This window comes from Roseovarius lutimaris (assembly GCF_900115165.1).
GTDB lineage: Bacteria > Pseudomonadota > Alphaproteobacteria > Rhodobacterales > Rhodobacteraceae > Roseovarius > Roseovarius lutimaris.
The window spans coordinates 1-25,289 of sequence record NZ_FOVP01000032.1 but is presented as its reverse complement, the minus strand read 5'-3'; the positions used below and the strand labels follow the sequence as shown (position 1 = coordinate 25,289).

The 25,289-nt window shown below is 55.0% G+C and carries 27 protein-coding genes and 3 pseudogenes; 15 read left to right on the top strand and 15 right to left on the bottom strand.

Annotation, left to right across the window (positions count from 1 at the left end; all coding sequences use genetic code 11):
• Both BMZ91_RS19210 and BMZ91_RS19205 read left to right on the top strand, forming a co-directional pair.
• Positions 1–375 (top strand): annotated as a pseudogene (locus tag BMZ91_RS19210) (transposase); the annotation flags it as partial.
• A gap of 37 nt (positions 376–412) precedes the next feature.
• Positions 413–1,366, top strand: a complete 954-nt coding sequence (locus BMZ91_RS19205; RefSeq protein ID WP_092842221.1) for an IS1595 family transposase — start codon at positions 413–415, stop codon at positions 1,364–1,366.
• A 146-nt stretch (positions 1,367–1,512) separates the two neighbouring features.
• Here BMZ91_RS19205 and BMZ91_RS19200 read toward each other — a convergent pair whose 3' ends face one another.
• A complete protein-coding gene (locus BMZ91_RS19200) occupies positions 1,513–2,244 on the bottom strand; it encodes a DUF3800 domain-containing protein (RefSeq protein WP_092842220.1) in 732 nt (243 codons plus the stop codon).
• Positions 2,245–2,255: 11 nt separating this feature from the next.
• On the opposite strand from BMZ91_RS19200, the gene BMZ91_RS21550 reads away from it, so the two are divergent.
• Positions 2,256–2,402 (top strand): hypothetical protein, encoded by a 147-nt coding sequence (locus BMZ91_RS21550; RefSeq protein ID WP_177193928.1) that lies wholly within the window; start codon positions 2,256–2,258, stop codon positions 2,400–2,402.
• On the opposite strand, the gene BMZ91_RS19195 is transcribed toward BMZ91_RS21550, so the two are convergent.
• Complete coding sequence (locus tag BMZ91_RS19195) at positions 2,399–2,878, bottom strand: hypothetical protein (protein WP_092842219.1); 480 nt, start codon at positions 2,876–2,878, stop codon at positions 2,399–2,401. The two genes, BMZ91_RS21550 and BMZ91_RS19195, sit on opposite strands and share 4 nt — an antisense overlap.
• Positions 2,879–2,922: 44 nt before the next feature.
• Here BMZ91_RS19195 and BMZ91_RS19190 point away from each other — a divergent pair.
• A pseudogene (locus tag BMZ91_RS19190) lies at positions 2,923–3,222 on the top strand (transposase); the annotation flags it as partial.
• Positions 3,223–3,385: 163 nt separating this feature from the next.
• On the opposite strand, the gene BMZ91_RS19185 reads toward BMZ91_RS19190, so the two are convergent.
• The 9 genes and pseudogenes from BMZ91_RS19185 to BMZ91_RS19150 form a co-directional block, all read right to left on the bottom strand.
• Complete coding sequence (locus BMZ91_RS19185; RefSeq protein WP_177193927.1) at positions 3,386–5,812, bottom strand: ATP-binding protein; 2,427 nt, start codon at positions 5,810–5,812, stop codon at positions 3,386–3,388.
• Positions 5,813–5,934: 122 nt separating this feature from the next.
• On the bottom strand, positions 5,935–6,273 hold the full coding sequence (locus BMZ91_RS19180; RefSeq protein WP_092842217.1) for a hypothetical protein: 339 nt from the start codon (positions 6,271–6,273) through the stop codon (positions 5,935–5,937).
• A pseudogene (locus BMZ91_RS19175) lies at positions 6,270–6,650 on the bottom strand (phosphomethylpyrimidine synthase ThiC); the annotation flags it as partial. The pseudogene BMZ91_RS19175 and the gene BMZ91_RS19180, both read right to left, overlap by 4 nt.
• Positions 6,651–6,998: 348 nt before the next feature.
• On the bottom strand, positions 6,999–7,475 hold the full coding sequence (locus tag BMZ91_RS19170) for a type II toxin-antitoxin system YhaV family toxin (protein WP_092842224.1): 477 nt from the start codon (positions 7,473–7,475) through the stop codon (positions 6,999–7,001).
• Between the two features lie 32 nt (positions 7,476–7,507).
• Positions 7,508–7,648, bottom strand: coding sequence for an AbrB/MazE/SpoVT family DNA-binding domain-containing protein (locus BMZ91_RS21545; protein WP_177193926.1), 141 nt, complete (start codon positions 7,646–7,648; stop codon positions 7,508–7,510).
• Positions 7,649–7,850: 202 nt separating this feature from the next.
• Positions 7,851–8,876: an extracellular solute-binding protein gene (locus BMZ91_RS19165; protein WP_092842216.1), complete on the bottom strand. Its 1,026-nt coding sequence runs from the start codon at positions 8,874–8,876 to the stop codon at positions 7,851–7,853.
• Between the two features lie 49 nt (positions 8,877–8,925).
• The gene (locus BMZ91_RS19160; protein WP_092842223.1) at positions 8,926–9,729 is read right to left on the bottom strand and encodes an ABC transporter permease; all 804 of its coding nucleotides are present in this window, start codon (positions 9,727–9,729) and stop codon (positions 8,926–8,928) included.
• Complete coding sequence (locus BMZ91_RS19155) at positions 9,722–10,633, bottom strand: ABC transporter permease (protein ID WP_092842215.1); 912 nt, start codon at positions 10,631–10,633, stop codon at positions 9,722–9,724. Before BMZ91_RS19155 ends, BMZ91_RS19160 begins: the two co-directional genes overlap by 8 nt.
• Complete coding sequence (locus tag BMZ91_RS19150) at positions 10,630–11,697, bottom strand: ABC transporter ATP-binding protein (RefSeq protein ID WP_092842214.1); 1,068 nt, start codon at positions 11,695–11,697, stop codon at positions 10,630–10,632. The genes BMZ91_RS19155 and BMZ91_RS19150 overlap by 4 nt, the downstream gene beginning before the upstream one ends.
• A 1,170-nt stretch (positions 11,698–12,867) precedes the next feature.
• Between BMZ91_RS19150 and BMZ91_RS19145 the strand changes: the two genes are divergently transcribed.
• The 10 genes from BMZ91_RS19145 (at position 12,868) to BMZ91_RS19095 (ending at position 20,222) form a co-directional block, all read left to right on the top strand.
• Positions 12,868–13,473: a hypothetical protein gene (locus BMZ91_RS19145; protein ID WP_177193925.1), complete on the top strand. Its 606-nt coding sequence runs from the start codon at positions 12,868–12,870 to the stop codon at positions 13,471–13,473.
• A gap of 169 nt (positions 13,474–13,642) precedes the next feature.
• Positions 13,643–13,966 carry a hypothetical protein gene (locus tag BMZ91_RS21250; RefSeq protein WP_143076406.1) on the top strand — a complete coding sequence of 108 codons (324 nt, stop codon included), beginning with the start codon at positions 13,643–13,645 and terminating at the stop codon, positions 13,964–13,966.
• 357 nt (positions 13,967–14,323) lie between these two features.
• Positions 14,324–14,656, top strand: coding sequence for a hypothetical protein (locus BMZ91_RS19130; RefSeq protein WP_143076405.1), 333 nt, complete (start codon positions 14,324–14,326; stop codon positions 14,654–14,656).
• Positions 14,653–16,293 (top strand): sodium:solute symporter family protein, encoded by a 1,641-nt coding sequence (locus tag BMZ91_RS19125; RefSeq protein WP_092842209.1) that lies wholly within the window; start codon positions 14,653–14,655, stop codon positions 16,291–16,293. Before BMZ91_RS19130 ends, BMZ91_RS19125 begins: the two co-directional genes overlap by 4 nt.
• Positions 16,287–16,790 carry a YIP1 family protein gene (locus tag BMZ91_RS19120; protein WP_177193924.1) on the top strand — a complete coding sequence of 168 codons (504 nt, stop codon included), beginning with the start codon at positions 16,287–16,289 and terminating at the stop codon, positions 16,788–16,790. Before BMZ91_RS19125 ends, BMZ91_RS19120 begins: the two co-directional genes overlap by 7 nt.
• Positions 16,791–16,823: 33 nt before the next feature.
• Positions 16,824–17,597, top strand: a complete 774-nt coding sequence (locus BMZ91_RS19115) for a haloacid dehalogenase type II (RefSeq protein ID WP_092842207.1) — start codon at positions 16,824–16,826, stop codon at positions 17,595–17,597.
• A complete protein-coding gene (gene nrtS / locus BMZ91_RS22125) occupies positions 17,594–17,881 on the top strand; it encodes a nitrate/nitrite transporter NrtS (RefSeq protein ID WP_177193923.1) in 288 nt (95 codons plus the stop codon). Before BMZ91_RS19115 ends, nrtS begins: the two co-directional genes overlap by 4 nt.
• A 196-nt stretch (positions 17,882–18,077) precedes the next feature.
• Positions 18,078–18,626, top strand: a complete 549-nt coding sequence (locus BMZ91_RS19105; RefSeq protein ID WP_245736485.1) for a TetR/AcrR family transcriptional regulator — start codon at positions 18,078–18,080, stop codon at positions 18,624–18,626.
• A gap of 505 nt (positions 18,627–19,131) precedes the next feature.
• Positions 19,132–19,494 carry a tautomerase family protein gene (locus BMZ91_RS19100; RefSeq protein ID WP_092842205.1) on the top strand — a complete coding sequence of 121 codons (363 nt, stop codon included), beginning with the start codon at positions 19,132–19,134 and terminating at the stop codon, positions 19,492–19,494.
• 41 nt (positions 19,495–19,535) lie between these two features.
• The gene (locus BMZ91_RS19095) at positions 19,536–20,222 is read left to right on the top strand and encodes a haloacid dehalogenase type II (protein ID WP_092842204.1); all 687 of its coding nucleotides are present in this window, start codon (positions 19,536–19,538) and stop codon (positions 20,220–20,222) included.
• A gap of 1,183 nt (positions 20,223–21,405) precedes the next feature.
• On the opposite strand, the gene BMZ91_RS19090 is transcribed toward BMZ91_RS19095, so the two are convergent.
• From BMZ91_RS19090 to BMZ91_RS19080, 3 genes are all read right to left on the bottom strand, one after another.
• Positions 21,406–22,089 (bottom strand): hypothetical protein, encoded by a 684-nt coding sequence (locus BMZ91_RS19090; protein ID WP_092842202.1) that lies wholly within the window; start codon positions 22,087–22,089, stop codon positions 21,406–21,408.
• 88 nt (positions 22,090–22,177) lie between these two features.
• Positions 22,178–22,837, bottom strand: coding sequence for a hypothetical protein (locus BMZ91_RS19085; RefSeq protein WP_092842200.1), 660 nt, complete (start codon positions 22,835–22,837; stop codon positions 22,178–22,180).
• A gap of 20 nt (positions 22,838–22,857) precedes the next feature.
• On the bottom strand, positions 22,858–23,673 hold the full coding sequence (locus BMZ91_RS19080; protein ID WP_092842199.1) for an LOG family protein: 816 nt from the start codon (positions 23,671–23,673) through the stop codon (positions 22,858–22,860).
• Between the two features lie 80 nt (positions 23,674–23,753).
• Between BMZ91_RS19080 and BMZ91_RS19075 the strand changes: the two genes are divergently transcribed.
• Positions 23,754–24,680, top strand: coding sequence for a threonine/serine dehydratase (locus BMZ91_RS19075; RefSeq protein ID WP_092842197.1), 927 nt, complete (start codon positions 23,754–23,756; stop codon positions 24,678–24,680).
• A 289-nt stretch (positions 24,681–24,969) separates the two neighbouring features.
• Here BMZ91_RS19075 and BMZ91_RS19065 read toward each other — a convergent pair.
• The coding region (locus BMZ91_RS19065; RefSeq protein WP_143076403.1) for an integrase core domain-containing protein at positions 24,970–25,289 on the bottom strand (320 nt) is incomplete at its 5' end.

Sequence of the window (25,289 nt, the reverse complement as noted above, 5' to 3'; positions counted from 1 at the left end):
GGCCTGCGGGAGAGCGCACAGAGCTGGCATGAGTTGCTGAGCGACATCAAAGGCCGCGGGTTGTCGGTTCCACCGGAAATTGCGGTTGGTGACGGTGCCATGGGGTTTTGGAACGCGCTGGACAGGGCGTTTCCAGCCACAAAGCACCAACGGTGTTGGGTGCATAAGGTGAAGAATGTGCTGAACTGTTTTCCCAAGCAGATGGCCCCGGCGGTGAAATCAGATCTGGACGATATTCAGCACGCCGGGACGCGCAAAGACGCCGAAGCGGCGCTGACAGTTTTCTCCGAAAAGTATGGCGTCAAATACCCAAAGGGCGTTGTCTGCCTGACAAAAGACAAGGCGATTGTATACTTTACAAACCCAGCCGAATATGGGATAAATAACCCAACAAGTTAGAGGTTTTTTCGCAATGTCCGTTCTGTCCGCCCCTTACATGCACGATGAAGCTGCCGCGTTCGCCCATGTTGAGGCGATGCTTTGGGCCGATGGTCCGCTCTGCCCCCACTGTGGCGTTGTAGACAGTGCCTATCGCCTTGAGGGCGTTCGCACAAAGGCTAGCAAGAAGAACCCCGAAGGCAAAGAGCGTCACGGCCTATGGAAATGCCGTGAGTGCCGCAAACAATTCACGGTTCGCAAAGGCACGATCTTCGAAGAAAGCCACCTTCCGCTGCACCTTTGGCTGCAAGCCATTCACCTGATGGTATCCAGCAAGAAGGGTATCAGCAGCCACCAGCTTCACCGCGTTCTGGGTATCACCTATAAATCCGCATGGTTCCTGACCCACCGCATCCGCGAGTGTATGCGTGACGGTGCGCTTGCCCCGTTCGGCGGCAATGGCGGCACGGTTGAGGTTGATGAAACCTTCATTGGCAAGAAAGCCGACAAGCCAAAGGGCGCACGTGGCTATGCGCACAAGAACGCCATGCTGACACTGGTGGACCGCGACACCAAGCAAGCCAAGTCTATCGTGGTAGACGATATCAAGAAGGATACGTTAGTGCCAATCCTGCGCGAGAACATTGCCAAAGAGGCGGTGATCTATACTGACGAAGCCAAGCAATACACAAAACTGTCTGAAGACTTCGCCGATCACGACTTCACCACGCATAGCAAAGGCGAGTATGTGAAGCGCGAAAAGCCACAGGTTCACACCAACACCGTCGAAGGCTTCTACAGCATTTTCAAGCGCGGCATGAAGGGCGTGTACCAGCACTGCGGCAAGCAGCATCTGCACCGTTATGCCGCCGAGTTTGACTTTCGCTATAACCACCGCACCGCTAATGGCGTTGATGATGCGGAGCGTTGCCAGATTGCCTTGCGCAGCGTCGTTGGCAGGCGTCTTACATATCAAGGGCCTAACTAATAAGAAGCCACAAGATATAGATGACTCTTGAAAGGTCGAGCGCGCAATGTTACCCTTGAGTCGAAGTCATCATGCGCCGAACATCCTGATGAGGTCAGGAGAATGTCGTAGACATGGGTGTCAACTCTAGGGGTATGGGGCTTCTCTTATCGCGGCTTAAAGTTCCAAATCGTGAAGCTGTTGTTGCGACCGGTTGTGTCGCGATAATTTGTAAGTCCGGCCCCCTCAATTACCCTGTTTGCTAAGTCACGCTTTGCCGCGCGAGTGCCGTTCTGTAAGTGTTTTCCGTTCTTGTGGGCGGCGACTGCCCCCAACACAATATCGTTGATTTGCAGCATGTCGCTTTTCTTCGAGTCCTTTGACCTCAAAACTCTTACGGGACCAAAATCTAAGCGATAATCCTTTGCCGCTCCGGCGTTCAATATCTTATGCAAATCGTCCAATGACGTCGAACTTCTTCGGCGATCTAGGCAAATATACAAACTCGCCACATCGCCGTAGTCACGGATAAATTGGTGCAACAACATCTGATAGTATAACTTGGATAGCCCGATATCTGGGTCGCTCTCGTTGTATGTCCGGTGATCCCATTTGTGGTTGTCAAATGTCGTGGCGTGGAAAGCGAGGTAGCCTTGATATCGCATCGAGAAGAAGAAGTTCACAAAGTCTAAGTACGCGTCATATTTTTGATTTGAGACCTTACTCCACTTCATCTCTGCGTACATTTTGTGCTTTTCGCGTAGGCGTGCTATCTCGTTCAATATATACTGTAGCCTTGATGAGCGTACGACAGTGCAACCCACAACCGAATATTTGTCTTTCGTTATGCTACTTTCATCGGCGTAGCAGGCCCATTCTTGAATCGGTATCTCATCCATTGGAGCATTACATGCCTGACGCTAAAAAGAGTCAACTCGAACGCTTCAAAGAAGCCGCGCGCGAACTCGAAACCGACGACGACGAGGCGAAGTTCAACGAGAATCTGAAAAGGCTGGCAAAGCAGAAGCCGGATGACAGGAAGCCGTTAGACGACTAGGTCTCGACAACCTTACAGACGACGTTTGATAAGGCCGTGCCGCGCCCAAACGCGCCCTTTGACTCCATCCTCGCGTCCGCTTTCTCGACGCTGAGCTGACGCCCGCGAAAACGGAACACTGCGTCAGGGTTGAAGTTCTCGTCCCCACGGATCGCGTTCGCATACACACGCCCCTCGCCTAACTCCAGCCTTGGTGCAATCATCTTACCCACGACACGCTCGCCCTGGATGATCGCGTCCGGCTCATCAGGAACTACCTGAGGTGCGGAAACGCCGTCAGCCAACCTCTTTTCCAGTTCGGAAATGCGCTCGTCTTTGTGCGCCAGCCGATCTCTTAGCGCGCCATCCGAACCGGCGTAGATACGCCCGCTCAACCAGTAGCCAGCCACGGCACCAAGAAGCACCAGCAGGAACGCCGCGAGTGGCGCGCCCTCAATCACGGCCCAGTTCTCTTGTAGAATCGCGACGATATCCATCCATCAAGTGTAGACCTCATGGTGTGTGGTTTGTCAAATATACAATCGCCAAAGACAAGGAGGCGATGCTCGCATTCTTCGACTTCCCGGCAGAACATTGGGGCCATTTGCGCACGTCGAACCCGATTGAAAGCGTCTTCGCTACTGTTCGGCACCGAACGGTGCGCACCAAAGGCGCGCTGTCACAAAAGACCGCAAAGCTGATGGTTTTCACCCTCATTCAGGCCGCATCAAAGAAATGGCTGCGGCTCAAGGGCAGAAACCAGTTGCCAAAAGTCATCGAAGGAATCAAATTCAACGACGGTGTCGAAGTGACCGACGACACCGAAAACCGCGCCGCCTGATGATGCGCATCACCCATATTCAAGCATAGCTCGTGCGACTGCTGCCTTCGGGTCCAACTTCGGGCACAAAAAGTGAATAGCATACTTTCGCCAATTTGCCTTGCGGCTGGACATCACAGGCATCTCTCATAGGGAGCTCATCGAATTGGCGCGCGAAGTTGAGCTACGCCACAGCTAAGACTTCTGAAACGTTAGTCAAAGGGCAGGTGAACCAGAAAACGGTTTCTTGGTCGGGCTCGCTCTCAAATCCGATGGTGCCACCCATCAATTCAATCAAGGTGCGCGAGATGCTCAGCCCTAATCCGGTGCCACCTCGCTGACGCGCGTCGGAGTTATCCGCCTGTGAGAAGGGTTGGAATATTTTGCTACGAAACTCTTCGGGTATACCCGGACCAAAATTGCTCACTGAAATTTTCATATGGGTTTGCAGAACTTCGGCAGTAAGCCGAACTGTTGTCTCGGAATACGCAAACTTACATGCGTTCGACAGCAGGTTTGTCAAAACCTGAATAACACGCTTCTTGTCTGTTGAGATCATCTGCTCAACTTCAGGCTTCGACACTTCAACCCCGACGTTCCACTGCGAGGCATAAGTTTCACACTGTTGGGATGCGTCACTCAAAATCTCGTTAAGGCTGAACGAATTCACTTCAAGGTTCATATTGCCCGAATTCATTTTCTCCATGTCCAGAATATCGTTGACAAGGCTGGCAAGGCGGTCAGAATTTGACAAAGCAATCTCGATCAATCGGTCAGAACTCTTGGGCTTTTCAGCCTGTGAGTGAGCCTGCAAAAGTCCGAGCGCGCCTATGATTGAAGTTAAAGGCGTACGAAGTTCGTGACTGACTGTGGCGACGAAATCACGTTTCATCCGCTCCAGTTTGAAGGTTTCTGTCACATCCGTCTGTATCCCGAGCATCCTGAGGGCGGTTCCGTCTGGGGCACGCTCTACCACGACGGCATCGGACTTGATCCAGCGCCATTCATCATTGGCGACGTTTACGCGAAAACGAACTTCAGCGCGGTCCGTGCGGCCTTCGATGCAGGCCGCTTCTGCTTTTATGAAACGGACAAGGTCATCCGGATGCATGCGAACCATCTGTTCTTGATAGGGGTTTTTGCAGCTTGGAAGTGCTTCAGTCCGCATGTTCGCGAGCCATGTATCGGAGACGACTGAGGTTTCGCGCTCTAAATCAATATCAAAAACGCCAATTTGAACGCTCATCAGAGCGAGGTTCCACCGTTGCTCGGCCTCGGCAATCTCCTTTGCATGCCGTTCGGTGACGGTGATGTCGCGCATTAGCAACGTAGTCCGTGTTTCACCTTCTGCAGTGAACCACGTCTTCTTTTCGACTTCGATAATCAATGGCTCACCTTTATCGATCGCCGAAGTCACATGTAGTTTTGACCACCCACCAACGTCTTGCAGATCCATGTCAGGCAGCAAATCACTGAGGGATTTTTTACTCAGACACATCTGGTTCGTGAGCGGCAACAGAAGTTTCAGCGCGGCCTCGTTTGCGTGGAGGATTTCGCCTGATTTATTTACCGAGAGGATCGCAAGCATTGCATTCTCAAGAATGGAGCGCTTCTCTTTGTCTTGCGTTTCAAGGTCTCGGGTTTTTTGCGCTATGGTGACGGCGATTGTCTGGTTTTTCCTGATCAACACACGCAAGATTGTGCTGACCAGTGCCGTAATCAAAAGCCCCAACGTCAGAACGATCCACCTTGCTCGGAATGGCTGGATAGAGTCGAACTGCGGTGTACTTCTCAATGACATAGAAAAGGTTTGTCCGAATTTCTCAATCGACTGGCGCTGGCTATAGTCAGGTGCGTCAATGGCCATCGCGGGTACAGTTTTGATATCATCAATAGACGTCTTTGCAGTAAATTCGGCTTGTATTTCTATCATTTTGCCCTGCGCTGTTGTTAGGCCTGTGAAGAAATCCTCGACATTCAACACCGCGAATGCAAAGCCAAGAAAACCTTCTTTCTGCGGCTTCATAGGATATGCACTTTGCAGCGGTTTGTAGATCGGTTTAAGCATAAATAACCGAGATTCGCCGATTTGAGGAACGAGAGCTGGGAAGTGTCCAGCTATAAGAGTTTGACCCGTATCACGAGCTTTTTTTGCGATAGCAAGGAGATCGGAATTGCTTGCAAAATCCAGTCCCAGAAACATTTTGTTGCTGGCGAGTGGCTCAATATATTGCACGATAAAATGATCGGCCTGAAGCGTGGATGGCAAACTTCTGAACTGACTAAGGCTATCAGTGAGTGCGAACAAGTTACCTCGCAAGCCATTTCCTTCAGGGGCTACGGCGGCAAGACCGATTGCATCAAGCATGAACATACTATCATTCACGTTCAGAGCTTTAGCATAGTTTGACATCTCTAACGCGGTTACTCCGTCAGATGCCATTACTAAACCATTAAGACCATCAAGGATCCGACTGTAGTCTTCGAAACGTCGATCAAGAGAGATGAGGCTTTGATCCACCAAAATCTGAAAGGCTTCTTGCGATCTACTTTGTGCAACTTTGTGCACCAGTAAAAATGAGGAAAAGGATAATCCAAGAAAAAAAATCAAACTGATCCCTTGGATCCATCGCGCACTGTGATCTGAAGACATCTCTCACCTATTGAATGTATGGCCTTTGCAGACGCACAGAAAATACGTAGTAAATTGATATAAAGCCACTTTAGTTTGAGTTATTGTAATCCTGCAAGAAGAGAAGCAATATGACACCAATCCAAACTTACAGAGGTGTTTGTTTCGAATTCTGCAGCTTTAGATGTGCCGCACCGCGTGACAGGCGTAATCTGTGCCCACCAATCGGCAGCCTTTGTACCAAGTGTGACAACCTGCTGCTCAGCTTGCTCAGCCGTCCCACCTTCGCACCAAGACGCCAACATACGGCCTATAAAGCGCGCAACGCTTTGCGAGTCCGGCTTGTCGCTTGCCTCAAAAACCCGCACGTCTGCCCCGCGCCGTGCCAGTTCAATCGCGGAGATCAGCCGGGCAAGACCAGTCCCCGCGATCGTGATCATTCCTCAGACTCATCAACCGGCATGTAGAGGTCGCTGCCGTTGCGAAACTTTGCAGCCATTGCCTCCATTCCGTCTTTTTGCGCTTCGGCCAGAATGTCATGGCTGATCCGCAATGAGCAGAATTTCGGTCCGCACATCGAACAGAAATGCGCCACCTTATGTGCCTCTTTCGACAGGGTTTGGTCGTGAACGTCACGCGCGGTTTCCGGGTCCAGAGAGAGGTTAAACTGATCCTCCCAACGAAACTCGAGCCGGGCACGGGACAAAGCATCATCGAGCCGTTGTGCGCCGGGCAACCCTTTGGCTAAATCGGCAGCGTGGGCCGCGATTTTGTAGGTGATCACGCCAATTTTCACATCGTCTCGGTCTGGCAGGCCACCTCAAAGGCCAAGACGCTTCATCGCAAAGCTGCCTTTAACTCAGGGGCCTCTAATTTCTGAGTTTAGGTTTTGAGAATGCACAAAAGTGATTGCTGGGAATTTCTGTCATCACCTTGATATAGAAAGTTTTTCATAAAAACGCGAAGCTTCAGCACAAAAAATGCTCTGAAAAGCAAAAAAGTCTTTCGTAAAATTAAAAAAGGCCAATGTTCTCTTCAGAAAGGGGATGTGAGGGATCGTTGATCACTCCAAACGGTGACGTACCTGCGGGAAACGTTGTGGATCGTATTGAGCAGCCCATGCTGGTTGGAATGCTTCGTATGAGAGAACAGCCGTATGCGCGAGTTATTCTTGGTCTGTCAAAGCTTGCTCGATTCTTCTGGTAATTTCAGATGTGCTGTCTACGCCTGAAAGGGCACAAGTATTCATGAGATCATCCCAGTCATCTGACGGATTGCCATCATCAAGCATTCCTTTGAAGACGGCATAGGCGTCTTTCTTAGAGCTATAGGTGCTCAATGTATTGCTGTCATTTACCCAGGCATAAATGATTGTTTTGTGAGTGCTTGAATAGCGGTAGAAGAGACGAAATCTATTTCTTCCGAATTTCGCCCTGAACCAGTGCTTGCGCCCGCTGCCGAGAGTTTTGCCTTGCCGATATTTCTTCGCAGCAGGGTTACCAGGAACATCAGTGAACATTAACTGAGAAAGACCGGAGAGCAGCTTGGCATTTGGGTCAGTATCAATTGTTCCGCGCGCTTTTGCTTTTAAGGTAGCCTCGATCAACTTCAAAATTTGTTCGTTGATCGCCGGGTGTGTCATCACCCTCCATCCGTTGATTTTCACTGTCACTTTTAGATAACCACATCGCCCTCAATTGGAGCATCAAGGTCAACCTCGATGCCTGCGGTCAGAGCCTTCATTGCTTCCATCATTTCCGCTGGGAAATCCGATGCCGTATCAATACTCTCTACAATGGTATCGAGAAAAGCCATCACCGCTGGGTCTTCGAGCGGTTCTTCCGACGGCTTTCAGAAATTTGTCCAAATGGGCTCATTTTGTGGAAAAGCACCTGTTCGCGAGCGCAGAATATCGGTGGCTGTTGCACGATTGGGATTGAGAACACTGAGGTTCCAAAAATAAGAACGCGCCGATGGCTGATTTGGCCACCGGCGCGTTGCAATCATGTGATTGCGCCTATTTACGCAATTCGGTCCAGATCGCTGTGTAATATTCTAAAGCCTTGGGCGAGCAGGTCGGAAGGAAATGGCCAGAGGCCTTGAGATCGTCAGGGATCACGATCTCGGGCGCGTCTTTCATATCTGCGGGCATGAACGGGTCAGACCCCGAGATGCCGTTGGCATAACGCGCAAAGGCCGATATCAGGCCGGCGTTCTCGGGTTCCATGATGAAGTTCATGAACTGATAGGCCTCATCGACATTCTGGGCGTCCGACAAGAGCGCAACAGAATCCATCCAGAGCGGAAAGCCCTCTTTGGGATAGCCGAACTTGACCTTGTCGTTTTGCAGACGTGCCCGGAACACCGCGCCGTTCCAATAGACCGAGGCCAGCATGTCGTTGGAGGCAAGTTTCGGCGTCGCGCCGTAATCCATCGACTGCCATTTCGGCTTGGCCGCCATAAGCACATCGCGGGCCTTTTTCAAAACGGCCGTGTCCTGGGTGCAGGCCTCGCCCCCCACATACATCAGTGCCAGCGACAAAACGTCATTCATCTCGGGCGCGACGTTGATCTTGCCTACGAGCTCTTCGGGCGGATCAAGGAAAATCGCCGAGGTATTGATGTCACCGGAATACGTGTCAGAATTGACAGCCATGCCAACCGAGCCCCACTGCCACGGCACGGTGTAATTGCGGCCCTGATCCCAAGGCACATCGCGCCATTCCGGGGCAATGTTGGCGTGGTTGGGCAGTTTGGCGAGGTCCAGTTTCTGGATCAGACCCTTTTCCACGTAGATCTGAATATAGTTGGCCGATGGCACCACAAGGTCATAGCCACCGCCGCCCGCCTCAACCTTTGAGAGCGCGGTGTCATTGCTGTCGTAATCGGTGACCGTGACCTTGATCCCGGTCTCGGCTTCGAATTTTTCGAGGAGTTCAGGGTTGGTGTAATCCCCCCAGTTGAACAGCTGCAATTCTCCCTCGGCGCTTGCAAAGGCCGTGCTTGCAAGCAACACCGCGGCTGCGGAAAGTAATTTCTTCATGGTCGTCTCCCGGTTGTTTTTTTTATGGTTTGTCGTGTCTTTGGGCGTCTCAGTCGCCCCGTCGTGTCAGCATGAAAAAGGCCGTCAGCATGACAACAGTCAGACCGATCAACAGCGTAGAAATCGCATTGACCTCGACCGTCATGTTCCGTCGAATCTGGCCTAGCATGTAGGTCGGAAGCGTATCCTGCCCGGCGGATTTTACAAACAAAGAGATCACCACATCATCAAGCGAGGTGATAAACGCCAGCATGAGGCCCGCAACAACCGCCGGCATCAGCAGCGGCAGCGTCACATAGCGGAAAGCCTGCCAAGGCGTGGCGTAAAGATCGGCAGCCGCAGTTTCCAGAGCAAGGTCCATCCCCTCAAGCCGTGCCCGGATCGGCAGATAGGCAAACGGGATGCAGAAGGCCGAATGCGCTATGATAAGATATCCCAGCCCCTGATATCCGGTGGCTACCTTGATGAAGCCAAACAGAATCAAGAGCGCCACGGCGGTCACGATTTCAGGCACCATCAGGGGCTGGTTTATCATGAGGTAAACAAAAGTCTGCCCGCCGGTTCGCTTGCGCCGGGTTGTGCCCAAGGCGGCCAGAACAGCCACGGATGTAGAGATAAGCGCAGCAAAAGTCGCGATCGTGAGTGATCTGAGGGTCGCATCCTTGACCTGTTCATTCGCCCAGGCCCGCGGATACCACTGAAGAGAGAACCCTTCCCAGATTGCGGGCGACGGCCCGGCATTGAACGAAAACAGGACCAACAGGCCGATGGGCAGGTACAGCATCACGAAGACCAGCACCGCAAAGGTGGAAAAGCCCGGCAGGCGGGCGGCGGAAAATCTGTGTTTAGCCATGGCCATTGTCCCTGTTGGCAAACCGGACATAAACCACCAGTGCAACGGCAACGATGACCAGCAAGGTTACCGAAAGCGCCGCCCCCAACGGCCAGTTGCGGCCTGCGCCGAACTGCAAATCAATGAAATTGCCGATCATCATGTTGCGCCCGCCGCCAAGGATGCGTGGCGTCACGAACGCCCCCAGAGAGGGAATGAACACCAGGATCGACCCCGCGATCACCCCCGGTTTGACCACCGGGAACACGATATGGCGCAGCACCTGCCAGCGGTTGGCATAGAGATCGTAGCCCGCCTCGAGCAAGCGCATGTCAAAGCGGTCGAAGGCGGCAAACAGCGGCAGGACCATGAGCGGAAGATAGACATAGGTCATGCCCATGAATACCGCAAAATCCGTGTAGATGATCTGGATCGGGGCGTCGATCACGCCCAGCCACATGAGGAACGTATTCAATACCCCCTCGTTGCGGATGATCTGGTTGATCGCAAAAGTCCGCACTAGAAGATTGGTCCAGAACGGTATGGTGATCAGGAACAACAAGGCCGTGCGCATGCGCGCGCTGCGCGTGGCGATAAACCAGGCGGTGGGAAACCCGAACACAAAGGCGAAAAGCGTGGTGTAGAGCGACAGTTTGACCGAGCGCCAGAAGATCGAAAGATGGGCATCCGCCAGCTTGTAGGTGCCATCGAAAATATCGCGTGAATATAGAATGCCGACCCAGGCATCGGTCGAAAAAACCCAATCCACATTGCCATATTTTCCCGGTGTCAGAAAGGAATAGACCAGGATGATGATCAGCGGGCCCGACGCGGCAATGATCAGCAGAAACAGCGCAGGCGCCGACAGCAACCAACCGGCGCGCCTGACCTTGCGGTCTGCGGCTTGTTCGGCGGCGCTGGTCATTGGGCCAACACCTGCAATGCGCCCGGCTCGAACCTGAGACCAACCGCGTCACCCCGCGCAAGCCCGATCTCGCCCGAGGGTGCGTTTTGCAGCCGGGCCACGATTTCCGTACCGTCCCCAAGGCGCATATGACAATGGGTGTCCGTGCCGAAATAAACCGTATCCACAATGATAGCGGCCAGACAATCGGACGCGTCCGCGGCACAGACACTCACCTGTTCGGGCCGCACGGCGAAGGTCACCTCACCTGCATGTCCCGCTACATCTGCCGGCAGAACTTCTCCCGACGAAAGCGTGGCCCTGCCCGCGGCAACGCGGCCACTCAGGAAATTCGTCTCTCCGATGAAATCAGCCACAAACCGATCAACCGGGTGATTGTAGATCTGGCGCGGCGCCCCGACCTGCAAGATTTTCCCGGACTGCATCACAGCCACCCGGTCGGACATGGTCAGCGCCTCTTCCTGATCGTGGGTGACAAAAATAAAGGTAATCCCGGTCTCGGCCTGCAGACGTTTTAGCTCGCGTTGCATTTCCTTACGTAGCTTAAGGTCAAGCGCTGACAGGGGTTCGTCCAAAAGCAGCACCCTGGGTTGGGGCGCCAATGCCCGCGCCAGCGCAACACGCTGTTGCTGCCCGCCCGACAACTGCTGCGGCTTTCGCGAGGCAAGACTTTCCAACTGCACAAGCGCAAGCATTTTTTCGATGGCCTGGTTAACCACGGCCTTGGGGCGGCCCATCATCTGCAAACCGAAGCCGATATTTTCCGCCACGCTAAGATGCGGAAACAAGGCGTAACTCTGAAAGACCGTGTTGATCGGGCGCAGATTTGGTGGGTCGGCGGTTATATCCTGCCCGTCGAGCAATATCTGACCCGCCGTTGGGGTTTCAAACCCCGCAATGAGGCGCAGAAGCGTTGTCTTGCCGCATCCCGAAGGCCCGAGCAATGTAAAGAACTCGCCCTGATCGATGCTAACCGAAACCTTGTCAAGGGCACGTACTGTGTGTGTTCCTGTGCCATAGTCTTTTCGTGCCGCGCGTGTTTCGACTGCTATTGATTTGCTCAACGCTGTCACTCCGATCCCTTTTATTTCAGTTGAGCCGATACCGCACGAACTGGCAAGGGGTCTGAGCAGTTTCTCCAATCGCAAATATGTTGCGCGTTGGCATGCATGCAGATTGGCGGGCCATGCGCTTGGCAGCCGTAAGACGCTCGGCGCTGCATGAACATATCCATGAAAAGAGAATGAATAGGCTCGGAAATGAATCAAACTGCCAAACTGGACCTGTGGCAGTCCGAGGTCACCTGCTGTGGTGACTCCGCCAATTGCTCAAAGGTCGCTGCGCAGCAGGCAGCGGTCAGAATGCCAGCTACAGTAGTCGCTGCGCGGGCGGCGGACCATACGCGTTGACGCAGGGGCCGACCCAAGGCGCTGTAGGCGCAAAACGGTCATCGCGGCTACGGGCAATGTTTAGCAGTCCCGCCTTGCAAATTGCTTCGGCGCCGATAACACCTAACGTCCGCGCTTCACGTAGGGCTTGGCATACAAGGTCGTGGCGAGTCAGTGCGCCCTGACTTTGCGGCGCCTACGAATCACCCAGCCAAGGCGCCAGAGGCTCAATCTCCAAACGGGTTTCTCAAAATTGCAAAACCTGTGGCATTTTTAGCGCACACCCTCGTGCGCATTTCGCCCTTTGATGAGGTGTTTTCGAGGCCGCCAAAATTTCTCTTGGACACGAGAGAATTTCGGATCGGTTTCAATCTTATTAAAACGTAATAATATCAGTACATTATGCTCGCCCCAAATTTCACTGGGTTTGTTCTCATTTTAACTGAAACGATTTCAGAAAATTTATTCTGACCGAAATTAGCGCTTGTTCAAAGGGGGCCACCACGTACCTTAAGCATCGAAACGAGCGGTCGATAGGCAAGTTTAGTGAGGCCGATCGATCAAATTGGTTCGGGAGAATGAAAATAAGCCAATCTGTTTCTTGCCCATGCCGGGCACCCGGAAACGGGAGCACAGAGCGGGGCGGTTGGATAGAACGGAGGACAGATACGACGATACAGATATGAAACCCCACCTTATCAGGATCGGAGGATCCTTACATCTGAAGTGAACGCCCTCTGATAGTCGGCGGCTCATTTTAAAACATCCCAAAATCACGACCGCGGCCCTCGGGCAGCGTCGGACCAGAGTCCGGCGGGTGGTCTTCCTATGTGAAAGGAAATGAAAATGCCGATTTTTTCGGAGGGTAGAGTATTGCCTGCGCCATCCCGTGCAGATCGAAATGTCCAGAACGCGTCAAAGGGGCACTGCATCGCCTTTGCCGTCCTCGGGGCAGGAGCGGGCACCCGCATGCAAGCCGAGTCCAAGCTTGAGCTTGATCACCTCAAGACGCAATTCAACCGATGTGATGTGGCCGATGTTCAGGAACAGGTCCGGTTCGAATTCGGCCATCGTAACGAGTTCAACCACTATTTCGATATGGTTGTCACCAAGACATCTGGCGATCGCATTGCCTGCACGGTCAAGCCGGAAGTGCGTCTCGAGTCAGGGCGGTTCATCGGTGAAATGCAAACCGTCGCCTGGTGGGTCAAGAAGAAGAAATTCGCCCAGTCCGTCCGGTTGCTTACCGAGGCTGACCTCGACCCGGTTGCGCTGCACAATGCCAACATCAATGCAGCCTTGTACGACGAGGATGCGCAGGCGGACCAGACGGCATGCCTCGTTGCGCGCGAGATGCGCGGCGTGGTCAGCCTCATCGAGTGCATCGAGCAGATCACAGAGGCCTGCGCCTGGCGGCGCAGATGTGCCTCTGTTGCTGCAGCCGCGTCATAATGGGCCTGATTTGTGTCCAGATTGGTGGTGATGAGCAGCATGTTCTCCTTTTCATGCAAGACCGGTGCTGGTGGTGCCGGTTGCTGGTCAGGAAGGGATCGGCGCACTTCGTGTGGATCCCGCAGAGGTGAAACGGCATGCTGGCGTTGTGACTCGGGGCCTATCTTCGATGGAAGCATTCGAAGCCCTAAAGATCCCGAGGGATGTTGGTTGGCGGCTGGTCGATCACCATCACGCGGTTGCTGAATTGACTGTCACGGAGATCATGTGTCGTGATACAAGCCACCGGATCTGCCGTTTCAATCTCGAGAATATTTCTGCATTCAAGGCCACCTTCACCACTCCGGCCCGCCTTGCCGAACAGCACGATCTGCAAGTCGGGGAGGTGGTCGGCCGGTTAAAAAGAGCTGGCAGCCGACCGGTCATATCCAAGGCTGAAGTCGGGGTGGATTGCTACCGTATCAGTGAACTGCCCGGAGCGTTGTTTGCTTGACACAACGGGACTAAAACCAACCGGAATAGCAAGGACCCGTCGCGCGTCAGGTCGGCAAGGATGGGCTAAGCGAGGAAACCGACCGTCACCATGGGCCATTTCAAGCTCCTCAAAGAGGCGAGGCATTCGCTTGTAAACCACGGTGACGCCGTCACGGCAACCGCCACGGCAGAAATCAACTCATTTCTCTGATCGTGTGTAAATACCTGTAAGTACTGTAATTTTAATTCTTGAATTAAAATTCAAGAAAATCTACGATTTGCACCTACGGCATCTTCTACACGCCGTACTGAGAAGAATTCGCGCAACTGAGGAGGTGCGGCGGTTCTTGCCACGGAAAAAAGGGAGGAACTTTTTTTGAGCGCTTACCAAAAAGAAATACGATCCACCGTCGGGTTCGGCATCGTTTATGTCCTGCTGGGACATACTGGCCTTTGGGCCGTAATGTTGGGAACCGACAACAGCATCCGAATACTCGGGCTGCCAATCCATTACTTCATCGCCATTACGCTTGGCTCGCTCGGGGTATTGCTCTGGTCGATGGTCTGGTGCCGCTATGCAAATCAACTGGAAGATGAGATTGAGGCCGAAAACGCCAACCTGTTCGGCAGTGCCGAAGCGGACCGCGAGGGATCCGGTCGACAAGGCGTCGGACCGGACGCTCTTGCTCTGGCGGAGGGCGCGAAATGACCCCGGCAGATTGGCAAATTCAAAACATATGGCTTGGTCTGGGGATCACATTTGCCGTATTCAGCCTGTATTACGCCGTCGCACTCTTCAACAACAAGAAGACGGCCAACGCGACTGACCTCTATCTGGCGGGCCGTTCCATTGGCCCCGTCGTCAATTCGCTCGCGGCGTCATCCACGTGGATGAGCGTCGCGACATTTCTTGGTGTGGTTGCCCTCATCCAACAGTTACACCTGCCGTTCGTTTACATGTGGGTGCAACTCATCCTCAGCGTTCCACTGCTTGTGATGCTTTACGGTGCATCGCTGTACCGGATGGAAGTGTTTACGTCGGTGCACTTTGTCCAGACGCGATACGGGCGCAACACTGCCTTTCTTGCCGCCGGTTGGATGTTGTTGATCATGCTGATGTATATGGTCGGCCAATTCATCGGCATCGCCAAGGTGTTCGAGGTCTTGCTGGGCCTGCCCTATACGCCCTCGCTGATCCTGTCGGCGCTGGTGATCACCGGTTACATCACGATTGGGGGCATGAAGGGCGCGACCTACAACGATGCGATTCAGATGGTCATCATGATGATCGCCTTGCTCGTCCCGCTCGCCGCGATCCTGAAGGCGATGGGAGTACCCGGATTCTGGTTCCCGCCCCTGGGATACGGCAGCCTGACTGACACGCTCTTAGAGCGGATCCCGACCTTCTTTGACCTGAAGTTCGAGGCCCGGTTTTATCTGGCGTTGTTCGTCGCGCTCACAATCGGAACGCTTGGATTGCCGCAGTTGGCACAACGTGTGCTGACCTCGGAGAGCATCAAGTCGGCTCGTCAGGTGGTGCCGTGGTTCTGCCTTTGGGTAGGTCTGATGTTTCTGGGCACTTATGCGTTGGGCTTCGCCGGGGTTTACCACTTTGCACTCATCGGGCAAGAACTAACACCCGAAGCTGCGGACAAGACCACATTGCTGTTGAATCTGGCCTACAATCCCGATTGGGTGTCGGCTTTTGTCATCGCAGGCGTGCTGGCCGCAGGGGTTTCGACTATTGCTGGCTTGATGATTGGCGTGGCGACAGTGGTGGGCCACGACATCGTTGGTGTTCTGCGTCCACACCTGAGCGAGAAAAAACAGTTGCGCTATGGATACTTTGCCCTTGCAGGTACTGGGGTCGTGTCGCTTTTGGTTTCGCTTGATCCACCCGCGTTTCTGATCACTTCGATCTTCTGGGCCTTTGGAATGTGCGCCACCGCAATCACGCCGATGGTGGTTCTGGGCGTGTGGTCCACCCGGATAAATGTATGGGGGGCTTTCACGGGTAGCCTGGTATCTGGGGCAATCTATATCCTGCTGTCGCCCTATGTTTTCCCCGATTTCTCGGTTGGGGCGGGTTTGGTCGCCAAGCTGGGGTTCGCAACCTCGCTGATTTCGGTTCCTGCCGGGTTCATCCTGACGATCCTGGTGTCGCTTGTGGCCGAAAGGATGAAGGGCGAAATAGCCGCACAAGAGCGTGGCCGTGCGCAGGAACTGGTCGAAGGAATGCATGGCTGGGCGCAAGTGACGCGCAGGCGCTATGACAGCAGCACGTGGCTGTTGATCCTGGCCGCGATGTGGGCGCCCATCCTGCTGTGGGGGTTGGTGCCGTGGTGAACGCCATTATCTCTTCCGAAAACCGTTGGCAGGCCGTCTTGGGCATGCCAACGGCGGGGCTCCTCTGGAGCCTCGCCACACTCCTTGCGCATGGCGAACAAGTTCAAGCACTGGGAATTGCAAAGATCGAGGCGTTCTTTTACGTCGCACTGGGTGGTATGGCGCAAACCCTGTTGCTTTGGGTCGGCTTTACCGGTGTCCTATGGGCGATGACACGCGCCTTTGGCGGGCGGGTGCCGCTGTTGCGCCTGATGGCTCTTGTATCTGCGGCGTCGCTTGCGCTCTGGGTTGGGGCGCCCGTCGCCACCTACTGGATCAATGGCACCCCCGGTCAAACCACAATCGCTGCGACTATCGCCCTCAGCTTTATGGCCTTGTTCCTGCATGCCCTGACAAGGGGTCTCTCAGCAGAATTAAACTGGCCATTTACGCGCGCGTTTGGCGCGGTTTCGGCCGCATCGGTCTTTCTTGTCAGCTTTGCCTTTCTGGCACTCTGAAACAATAACTTCCAACTATCAGGAGAAAAAAACATGACAATCGACGCTTTTGTCTTTGACGCCTACGGAACACTCTATGATGTTCAATCCGTCTCGCAGATCACTACCGAGGAATTCCCCGAACACGGCGACCTGATCACCCAGGTCTGGCGGCTGAAACAGCTGGAATACACCTGGCTACGTTCGATGATGGGCAGCTATCGCAGCTTTTGGGAGATCACCGAAGAATCGCTGATCTACACTCTGGACGCCATTGGCGTAACCAGCGACAAGGCCACGCGCGACCGCATCATGGACAAGTATCTGCATCTCGACCCCCATCCCGATTGTGTGACGGCACTGGATGCTCTGGCCGGGGTTCCGCTCGCCATCCTGTCCAACGGGAATCAGGAAATCCTCGATACTTTGGTCGCAAACACCGGGCTGGATACGAAACTGCAATCGGTCATCAGCATAGACAAGGCCGGGATTTTCAAGCCGCATAACGGTGCCTATGCGCTCGTGGAATCCACCCTGAAGGTTAAACCGGAAAACACTGTTTTCGTGTCATCCAACGCATTTGATGCCTGCGCGGCCAAGAACTTTGGCTTTCAGGTCGCCTGGATCGAACGCGTGACCCCGGAAGCTTTGGCGGCGGAAATCAGCGCAGCTGAGGTGGTTGGCCCGTCCACGATGTTCAAGCTCCTGCGTATGCAGATGGAGAATCTTGGCATGGAGCCTGATCACCGTCTGAAATCGCTCAATGACCTGGCCGGTCTTGTCGGAGGTGCGGGCAAGTCGGCGGTATCCGCGCCGCTGGATGCATGAGCGATCCTGGGGGCTCTGCGGTTTGCGTTCCCGGCTTTTGGGAAATTGCCTGCGACAGGCGCGTGGTGCAACGCGCGGCGCGGGTTGCCATCTTGGTCGGAATTGTTCTGGCAGTCATCAATCATGGAGACCGCATTCTGCAAGGTGATATCGACACGACAGCTGCGCTGAAGATCTTGATGACCTTCTGTGTCCCCTATTCGGTATCGACCTACTCTTCGGTACTCGCGACCCGCGAATATGCGACCATCGCAAAAGCTGGGCCGGGACGCGCTGACGGATAGGCTGACCTCTATATCGGGCCCGTGCTTTGTTGCGGACCCGTACCCATTTCGACGGGGGCCGGCTGGCTAGCACGATGAGCGCGCCGCGCCCTGTACGAAGCAAACTTATTGTAATACAACGCACATACACGCGACAGACAACATGCGGAACTCTGGTACTAAAATGGGCCGACATAGAGAATTCGATGAAAACGAGGTGCTTGACAAGGCGGTCGAGGTTTTCTGGCGTTGTGGCTATTCTGGGGCGCCCATTCAGGAAATTTGCGATGCGATGGGGCTTAAGCCCGGAAGCGTCTATGCGGCTTTCGGCAACAAGCACGGGCTTTTTCTGGCCGTGATCCGGAGATATTTGGACAGTATGAACCGTCCGGGCCTCGAACTTCTGGAATCCAATCCCTGCGGTCTGGACGGTATTCGCGCCTATTTCGATTTTGTTGTCGACGGGATCATCAACGGAAATCGACGCTGGGGATGTTTGGGCACGAACGCCTTTGTCGAGCTCAAGGAGGTAGACGAGGACGTCGCGCGGCTGATGTCAGATCACCTAGCACGCCTGGAAACTGCATTTCGAGACGCGTTGATGCGCGACGCTTGGGAAAATCCTGAGAGCCAAGCAAAATGTCTTCTATGCATTGCCCAGGGTCTGAACGTCTTTGCCAAAACCTCGCCAAGTCGAGACGCGCTTCAATCAGTCATCGACGCCGCCATTTCATCTTTAGCATCATCACGCCTCGCGGCAGAATAGTATTGGTTCCGGCAGGGAATTACGAAGATCCACTCGCTTGCCTTTACTGCGGCCCTTCTCGAGACCGCAATGGTGACGGCCATGTCGGCGCATCCGAGACCCCCTCTCTGGCTTCGAGTGACCGGCTCGCGGGAATGTGATTGTGCACCCGGCGCCAGAAATCCTATTTGCCCGGCAGGAGAGAAATACCAACCATTGGTGGATTGTTTGACCGCAGCTGCTTCTCACACGCCAGAATTTCGGCACCTTTCTGGCTATCTGGGATGGCAATACCCGGCTCAGCACGGCCGGACGTGGCGAGCACGGGGCCGGGTATTATTGGCCGAATGATCTCAAGACCGTCACCGCGTCCAATTTGTCACTTGCCAGGGGGGACTCACCCTCTGGACGCGCGGAATTCAGATCGCATATGCGCTTTTAGGGAGGCTTGCCATCTTTGCCATTCTGCACATAATTTCACGGCGTTCTCCACGCGCCTCTGCGTGACAACAGCGAAGGAGCTCTTATGCCCGTGATCCGTATCGAAGTGCCGGAAGGAACCGCCACTGCCGTCAAAGGCCGCATCCGAGACGGGGTGAAACAGGCCGTTATCGACACACTCGCCCCCAAGGAAATCAAATACGACTACGTGGCGGTCCGCGAAGCCTTTGGCATCATCGGCGACGGTCTGCCACTGGTAACGGTTGACCTTCGCCCCGGGCGCGAGCCGGAGCGAAAGAAGGCGCTGGTTGATGCCATCGCGGCCATTCTGAACAGCGAACTTGCGGTGGATCCTGTCGACCTCTACGTTCTCTTTCGCGAGACGCCCGCCGAAAACCACTACACCGGTGGCACGCCGCTTCCTGACTGGGTTCCTGCGGATCAGTAGTGCCAATACCGACGCCAAAAACCTCATCCAAGGATCGCGCCATGCCAGATCAACGGACCATCTCGACAATCGTCTTTGACGTCAACGAAACGCTTCTGGATATCACGACGCTGGAACCGCTTTTTGAGCGGCTCTTTGGCGACCGGCAGATACTCAGAGAGTGGTTTCCCGAGCTTATTCTCTATTCGCAGGCGATGACATTGTCCGGGCTCTACACCCCCTTTGGCGAGTTGGCGGGCGGCGTCCTGCGGATGGTTGGCGCGAACAGGGGCATAACTGTCGAGGAGCACGATATTGCAGAATTGAAGACATTAATCGGATCCATGCCTGCATACCCCGATGTCATCCCGGCGCTTACCGCGCTGCGCGCCGCGGGATTTATGCTCGTCACCTTGACCAACTCGGCACGATCACCGTCGCCGACGCCGCTTGAAAAGGCTGGCATCGATACATTTTTTGACCATCACTTCAGCATCGACGATGTTGGTAGATTCAAACCCGATCCAGCGCCCTACAAAATGGTTGCGGAACAGCTGAAGGTCAACACAAGTGAGATGTGCATGGTTGCCTGCCATCTGTGGGATACGATCGGGGCGCAATCTGTTGGGTGTCAGGGTGCGTTCATATCCCGCCCGCACAACAACGTCCTGAACGCGCCAGGCGTGCCTAAACCTGATTTCGTATCTGACGAGCTTTCTCAACTCGCAAACCAAATAATCACAACCTGAATTCGTCGCTGTCAGCGCGCAGAATAACCTTCATTTCTGTTTCCGATCTTGTGCGTTTTGGGCCAGTGGTCCCGAACGTCAAACGATCAGCCCAGTCAATTCACTGGATGTTTTACGCGGCCTTACCGCCCTGCAATGCCCAGACCAACCAAGATTAAACCTCTCTTCGTTCGAAGAAACCCAGTCTAGCTCTAAGGTAAAGCTGCTGTTTACCTCATCCAGGATCGCCTCAAATGTACTGGATCTAATCGTTGAATATGTACAAAAGTGGTTGCCGAGATTCAATTTCATCTCTTTGATATTAAATAGATTTGACAGACTTATCTGTGCTTCAGCACAAACAATGCTCTGAAAAGCAAAAAAGTCTTTCGTAAAATTCAAAAAGGCCAATGTCCTCTTCAGAAAGGGGATGTGAGGGATCGTTGATCACTGCAAACGCTGACGTACCTGCGGGAAACGTTGTGGATCGTATTGAGCAGCCCATGCTGGTTGGAACGCTTCGTATGAGAGAACAGCCGTACCTAGTAGGGTCATATTTTTAGGAAACCCAAAATACACATGCTCTATCATTAGCAAAGCCTCGACGAAGCTGGTTCCTGAGGTTTGGCGTCCTATTAAAACGTTCATCCGCCCGATCACGAATTTAATGGGCATTTGTCTCACTACTCTCACCGCGACATTTTCCGGTGAATTTGAAAATGAAATTTACCCTCAAAAATCCGCGTGGCCATGCTCTAACGCCTGGCAGGCTCGCATATAAACCGGGCATATACTTGCAGCCGAATTTTTAAGATGTAGCCCTTGAAATTGGATGTTTCCAAAAGCCGCCCAACAATGGGCGGCTTTTTTTGTTCGAAGATTTTTGGACTAATTCAGTGTGGGGTAGGGGGAATTTTTGGTTTTTTGTAGTGGCCATTATCTGCTTGCATAATGGCCAAGTCGTCCGCCGGTCCAATTTTCAGCGCCATATAAATAAGGGGTCAGGCAGCTACCATTGGCCAATTAGTGCTTGTCGCAACACATGTAGGCGTGCTCTCACTCCCAATTGGTGGCCATCGGCGTTGTGGAAATGACTGCGTGCTGAAGAGGTGCGCCTATCGCACACATCTTTCGCACTGTCAGATACTCCAATGGAAAATGGGGTTACTCTGGCGCCCTCTTTAATGCCTGCTGCGGGGCGGGCTCAGGTGACCTGACCGGCGTTGCGCGGGTTGAGAAAGATCGACAGGGTCATCAGGCTGAAGATGAACTCGTAAGGCTCCCATTTGGTCATCATCTGCACGCTCAGGATCACAAGCGTCGCGGCCACGGTCATGCGCATGTGGCGGGTGCCGGGCACCGGAATGGCAAGCGCATCCGCGCCCCGGCGCACCGGCCCAAGCCGCGTATAGGCAAGCGGCAACACCAGCAGATAGAGCAAGATCACCACCGTCAGGCCGCTGCCGAAGACGGTTTTCACGAGTTTGACATCGCCAATCACCAGATTGTGCAGGTTGGTTTCCTGCTGGGCGTTGTGGAGCAGAAAAAAATCGCCCGCCTGCCAGTTGAACAGCCGGAAGCCCCAGGAGATTTCCTCGCCCGAGGCGAAGAGGAACAGCACCCCGTAGAACCCGGTCAAAAGCGCCGCCGTCACGCCGCGTCTGCCCCAGAGAACAGCGGCATTGCGAAACAACACCAGCGACGACAGGAACAGGCAAATCGCCGTGCCCCATTCCACCGGCCCGTCCTCAACCGCAAAGCCAAGGCGGAACGGCTCGTGCAATCCGGTGATGTAATAGATCACCGTGAACAGCAGCGTGGCATTGGCGAGGCCAAAGAGGAAACTATCGACAACGCTCAGGCGCGAGGGGGCGGTCAGGCGGACCATGGGGCATTCCCTTCTGGCTCATGCGGGCGCTGCCTGGTCAAGGGGTGCGAGGGGTCAGTCGCATGGTGAACGGCGTGGTCCGGCATGTCTAGCGGGGCGCGTCGCGGTTCTGCGGCCCCAGAAAGACCGAGGTGGCCAAGATGGCAAAGACAAGCTCGTAGACCTCCCATTTGCGGGGCACATCGAGCAGGCCGATGATCACGCTGCCAAGCACCGCAAACCCCGCATGGCGCACGCCCGGCAGTGGCGCGGCAAGCCTGTCGGCCAGGGTACGGATGGCACGCACGCGCGGATATAAAAGCGGCAAAACCACCAGATACAGCAGGATCGCAACGGTCAGAGGCCCGCCGAACACCGCCTGCGCCAGCCGCAGGTCGCCGATCATCAGATTATGCAGGTTGGTCTCCCCCTGATAATTATTCCGGGCGAAAAACTCGCCGCTCTGCCAGCCGAAAATCCGTTGGCCCCAGGAAATTTCTTCGCCCGATGCAAAGAAGAACAGCGCCGCATAGACCAAGGTCAGCGCCATTGCCCGCCATTGCCCGCGCCGATGCAAGCCAAGCGCGTTACGGACAAGAACACAGCCCGCAATCAGCAAGAACACCGCCGTGGCGTTTTCAACAAGGTGATCCTCGGCGGCAAAGCCCCTGTGGAAATACGTCGGGTCGAGCAGGGCGATCACAACGCTGGCCAGAAGCGTCGCGGCGACCAGGGCCATAAGCATGCGGTCGATGGCCTCGGCAGTCATCGTATCGCCTTTCCTGCTGTTCAGGTGGCGGGCCAGGTGTCGATCGCCTCGATCGCCTGTTCGGCAGTTTCGACAAAGCGGAACAGCTCAAGATCCTCGGCGCTGATCGTGCCGGCCTCTGAAAGAGCTTCCCAGTTGATGATCGAGCGCCAGAACTTCTCGCCAAACAGCAGGAACGGCACCTTGTTCATCCGGTCGGTCTGAATGAGGGTTAGCGCCTCGAACATCTCGTCAAGCGTACCAAAGCCGCCGGGAAAGACACAGATCGCCTTGGCGCGCATCAGGAAGTGCATCTTGCGGATGGCAAAATAGTGAAAGTTGAAGCACAGCCCCGGCGTGACATATTCATTGGGGGCCTGTTCATGCGGCAGCACGATATTTAGCCCGATGGACGAGCCCCCCGCATCCGCCGCGCCGCGATTGCCCGCTTCCATCACGCCGGGCCCGCCGCCGGTGGCCACCACATATTCGCGGCCATAGCTGGCCATGGATTTCTCGGTGATCAGCCGGGCGAATTTACGCGCCTCATCGTAATAATGCGACAGATCCGCAAGGGTTTTGGTGCGCGCACTGGCCCGGTTGGCGGGCTCTGGGATGCGTGCGCCGCCAAACAGCACCACGGTGCTTTCGATGCCGCGTTCGTTCAGGATCATCTCGGGCTTGAGCAATTCAAGCTGAAGCCGCACCGGGCGCAATTCGTCGCGGCACATGAAATCGGGGTCGGCAAAGGCAAGACGATAGGCCGGGGCGCGGGTTTGGGCGGTATCGGGCACCTGCTCGGCGGTGGAGCGGTCGGAATGGGCATCGCGGAACTGGCTCAGGCGATCGTCTTTCATGATGGGCTGTCCTTGCTTGGGTCTTTCCTTTCAGGCGTATAGGGTTTGCCCGAGCAAGGGAAGTGACAGAGGTGTGACGGATGACACGACGGGGCGATATTTTACAGGCGGCGGCGCGGATCAAACCCCATGTGCGGCGCACGCCTGCGGTCGAGGTGAGCGGGTTTGGTCTGGCCTATCCCATCGAGATGAAGCTTGAGCAGATGCAGCATTCTGGCAGCTTCAAGGCGCGCGGGGCGTTCAACACCTTGTTGAGCGCGCAGGTGCCCGAGGCCGGGCTTGTTGCGGCCTCGGGGGGCAATCACGGGGCGGCTGTGGCCTATGCGGCGGCGCGCCTTGGCCATGGCGCGCGGATTTACGTGCCCGATATCGCGGGCCCGGCCAAGATCGGGCTTATCCGGGCGCAGGGCGCCGACCTTGTGGTGGTGACCGGCGCTTACGGCGAGGCCGCAGACTGCGCCGCGCTCTATCAGGCCGAAACCGGCGCCATGCAGGTGCATCCTTATGACGCCGAGGCCACGGTGATCGGGCAGGGCACGGTAATGGCCGAATGGGAAGAGCAGGGGCTTGTGGCCGATACGGTCTTGATTGCGGTGGGCGGTGGCGGGCTGATTGCCGGGGCTCTGGCCTGGCTTGAAGGTGCGCGCAGGGTGGTGGCGGTCGAGCCGGAGACATCCTGCGCGCTGCACGCCGCGCTGAACGCAGGCGCGCCGGTGGATGTGGATGTGTCGGGCGTGGCGGCCAATGCGCTTGGCGCGCGCCGGATCGGGCAGATTTGCTTTGATCTGGCGCGGGCGCAGGGGATTGAAAGCCTTCTGGTCAGCGATGCGGCGATCACCGCCGCGCAGGGGGCGCTTTGGCGCGAGACGCGCCAATTGGTCGAACCGGCAGGCGCCACCGCCCTGGCGGCGTTGATGTCGGGCGTCTATCGCCCCGCACCGGGCGAGCGGGTGGCGGTGCTTGTCTGTGGCGGCAATATTGCGCCCGATCCTTTTGGCGAGGACTGAAATTGCCGAGACGGCAGGGTGCGCTCCGCGCGGGGGTATTGTCAAGTGAGAAAGTTGATATTTATCAGGGCTATAGTGGTGATGGAAGTTATCTGATCTACGTTATTATCAACGTCCCTGGTTCGGGCTGAAAAATTTCTTTCGGCCAAAACAGCGCATCAGGCTCATAACCTGAAGGTCGTAGGTTCAAATCCTACTCCCGCAACCAATATTACCAAATAATACCAATGCATTAGCGACCTCCGGGGCGCTTCTTGCGTTTGAGGTGACCTGCTCCCCGTTGTATCCGCTAATTTGGGTTAGCTCTGTTCAGGTTTTGGTCTTCTTCTGACCGGTTAGCATATTCTGCTGGCGTCAGGCCAGCGAGGCTTGTGTGTGGGCGGTTATGGTTGAAGTCGGTGCGCCATGCCGCGATCAACTGGCGGGCATGGCGGAGGTTGTCGAACAGGTGCTCATTCAGGCATTCGTCGCGCATCCTGCCATTGAAGCTTTCAACAAACCCGTTCTGCATGGGCTTGCCCGGTGCGATGTAGTGCCAGTCAACCTTGCGATCCTCCTGCCATTTTGAGATCGCATTCGAAGTCAGTTCTGTGCCGTTGTCGCTGACCA

Coding starts and splice junctions, on each gene's coding strand:
- BMZ91_RS21550 (WP_177193928.1), top strand. CDS start 2,256: ATGCCTGACGCTAAAAAGAGTCAACTCGAACGCTTCAAAGAAGCCGCG.
- BMZ91_RS19200 (WP_092842220.1), bottom strand. CDS start 2,244: ATGGATGAGATACCGATTCAAGAATGGGCCTGCTACGCCGATGAAAGT.
- BMZ91_RS19205 (WP_092842221.1), top strand. CDS start 413: ATGTCCGTTCTGTCCGCCCCTTACATGCACGATGAAGCTGCCGCGTTC.
- BMZ91_RS19160 (WP_092842223.1), bottom strand. CDS start 9,729: ATGGCTAAACACAGATTTTCCGCCGCCCGCCTGCCGGGCTTTTCCACC.
- BMZ91_RS19090 (WP_092842202.1), bottom strand. CDS start 22,089: ATGGTCCGCCTGACCGCCCCCTCGCGCCTGAGCGTTGTCGATAGTTTC.
- BMZ91_RS19155 (WP_092842215.1), bottom strand. CDS start 10,633: ATGACCAGCGCCGCCGAACAAGCCGCAGACCGCAAGGTCAGGCGCGCC.
- nrtS (WP_177193923.1), top strand. CDS start 17,594: ATGAGCGATCCTGGGGGCTCTGCGGTTTGCGTTCCCGGCTTTTGGGAA.
- BMZ91_RS19085 (WP_092842200.1), bottom strand. CDS start 22,837: ATGACTGCCGAGGCCATCGACCGCATGCTTATGGCCCTGGTCGCCGCG.
- BMZ91_RS19100 (WP_092842205.1), top strand. CDS start 19,132: ATGCCCGTGATCCGTATCGAAGTGCCGGAAGGAACCGCCACTGCCGTC.
- BMZ91_RS19080 (WP_092842199.1), bottom strand. CDS start 23,673: ATGAAAGACGATCGCCTGAGCCAGTTCCGCGATGCCCATTCCGACCGC.
- BMZ91_RS19170 (WP_092842224.1), bottom strand. CDS start 7,475: ATGACACACCCGGCGATCAACGAACAAATTTTGAAGTTGATCGAGGCT.
- BMZ91_RS19195 (WP_092842219.1), bottom strand. CDS start 2,878: ATGGATATCGTCGCGATTCTACAAGAGAACTGGGCCGTGATTGAGGGC.
- BMZ91_RS19145 (WP_177193925.1), top strand. CDS start 12,868: ATGCCGATTTTTTCGGAGGGTAGAGTATTGCCTGCGCCATCCCGTGCA.
- BMZ91_RS21545 (WP_177193926.1), bottom strand. CDS start 7,648: ATGGCTTTTCTCGATACCATTGTAGAGAGTATTGATACGGCATCGGAT.
- BMZ91_RS19095 (WP_092842204.1), top strand. CDS start 19,536: ATGCCAGATCAACGGACCATCTCGACAATCGTCTTTGACGTCAACGAA.
- BMZ91_RS19165 (WP_092842216.1), bottom strand. CDS start 8,876: ATGAAGAAATTACTTTCCGCAGCCGCGGTGTTGCTTGCAAGCACGGCC.
- BMZ91_RS19180 (WP_092842217.1), bottom strand. CDS start 6,273: ATGATCACGATCGCGGGGACTGGTCTTGCCCGGCTGATCTCCGCGATT.
- BMZ91_RS19125 (WP_092842209.1), top strand. CDS start 14,653: ATGACCCCGGCAGATTGGCAAATTCAAAACATATGGCTTGGTCTGGGG.
- BMZ91_RS19075 (WP_092842197.1), top strand. CDS start 23,754: ATGACACGACGGGGCGATATTTTACAGGCGGCGGCGCGGATCAAACCC.
- BMZ91_RS19115 (WP_092842207.1), top strand. CDS start 16,824: ATGACAATCGACGCTTTTGTCTTTGACGCCTACGGAACACTCTATGAT.
- BMZ91_RS21250 (WP_143076406.1), top strand. CDS start 13,643: ATGGAAGCATTCGAAGCCCTAAAGATCCCGAGGGATGTTGGTTGGCGG.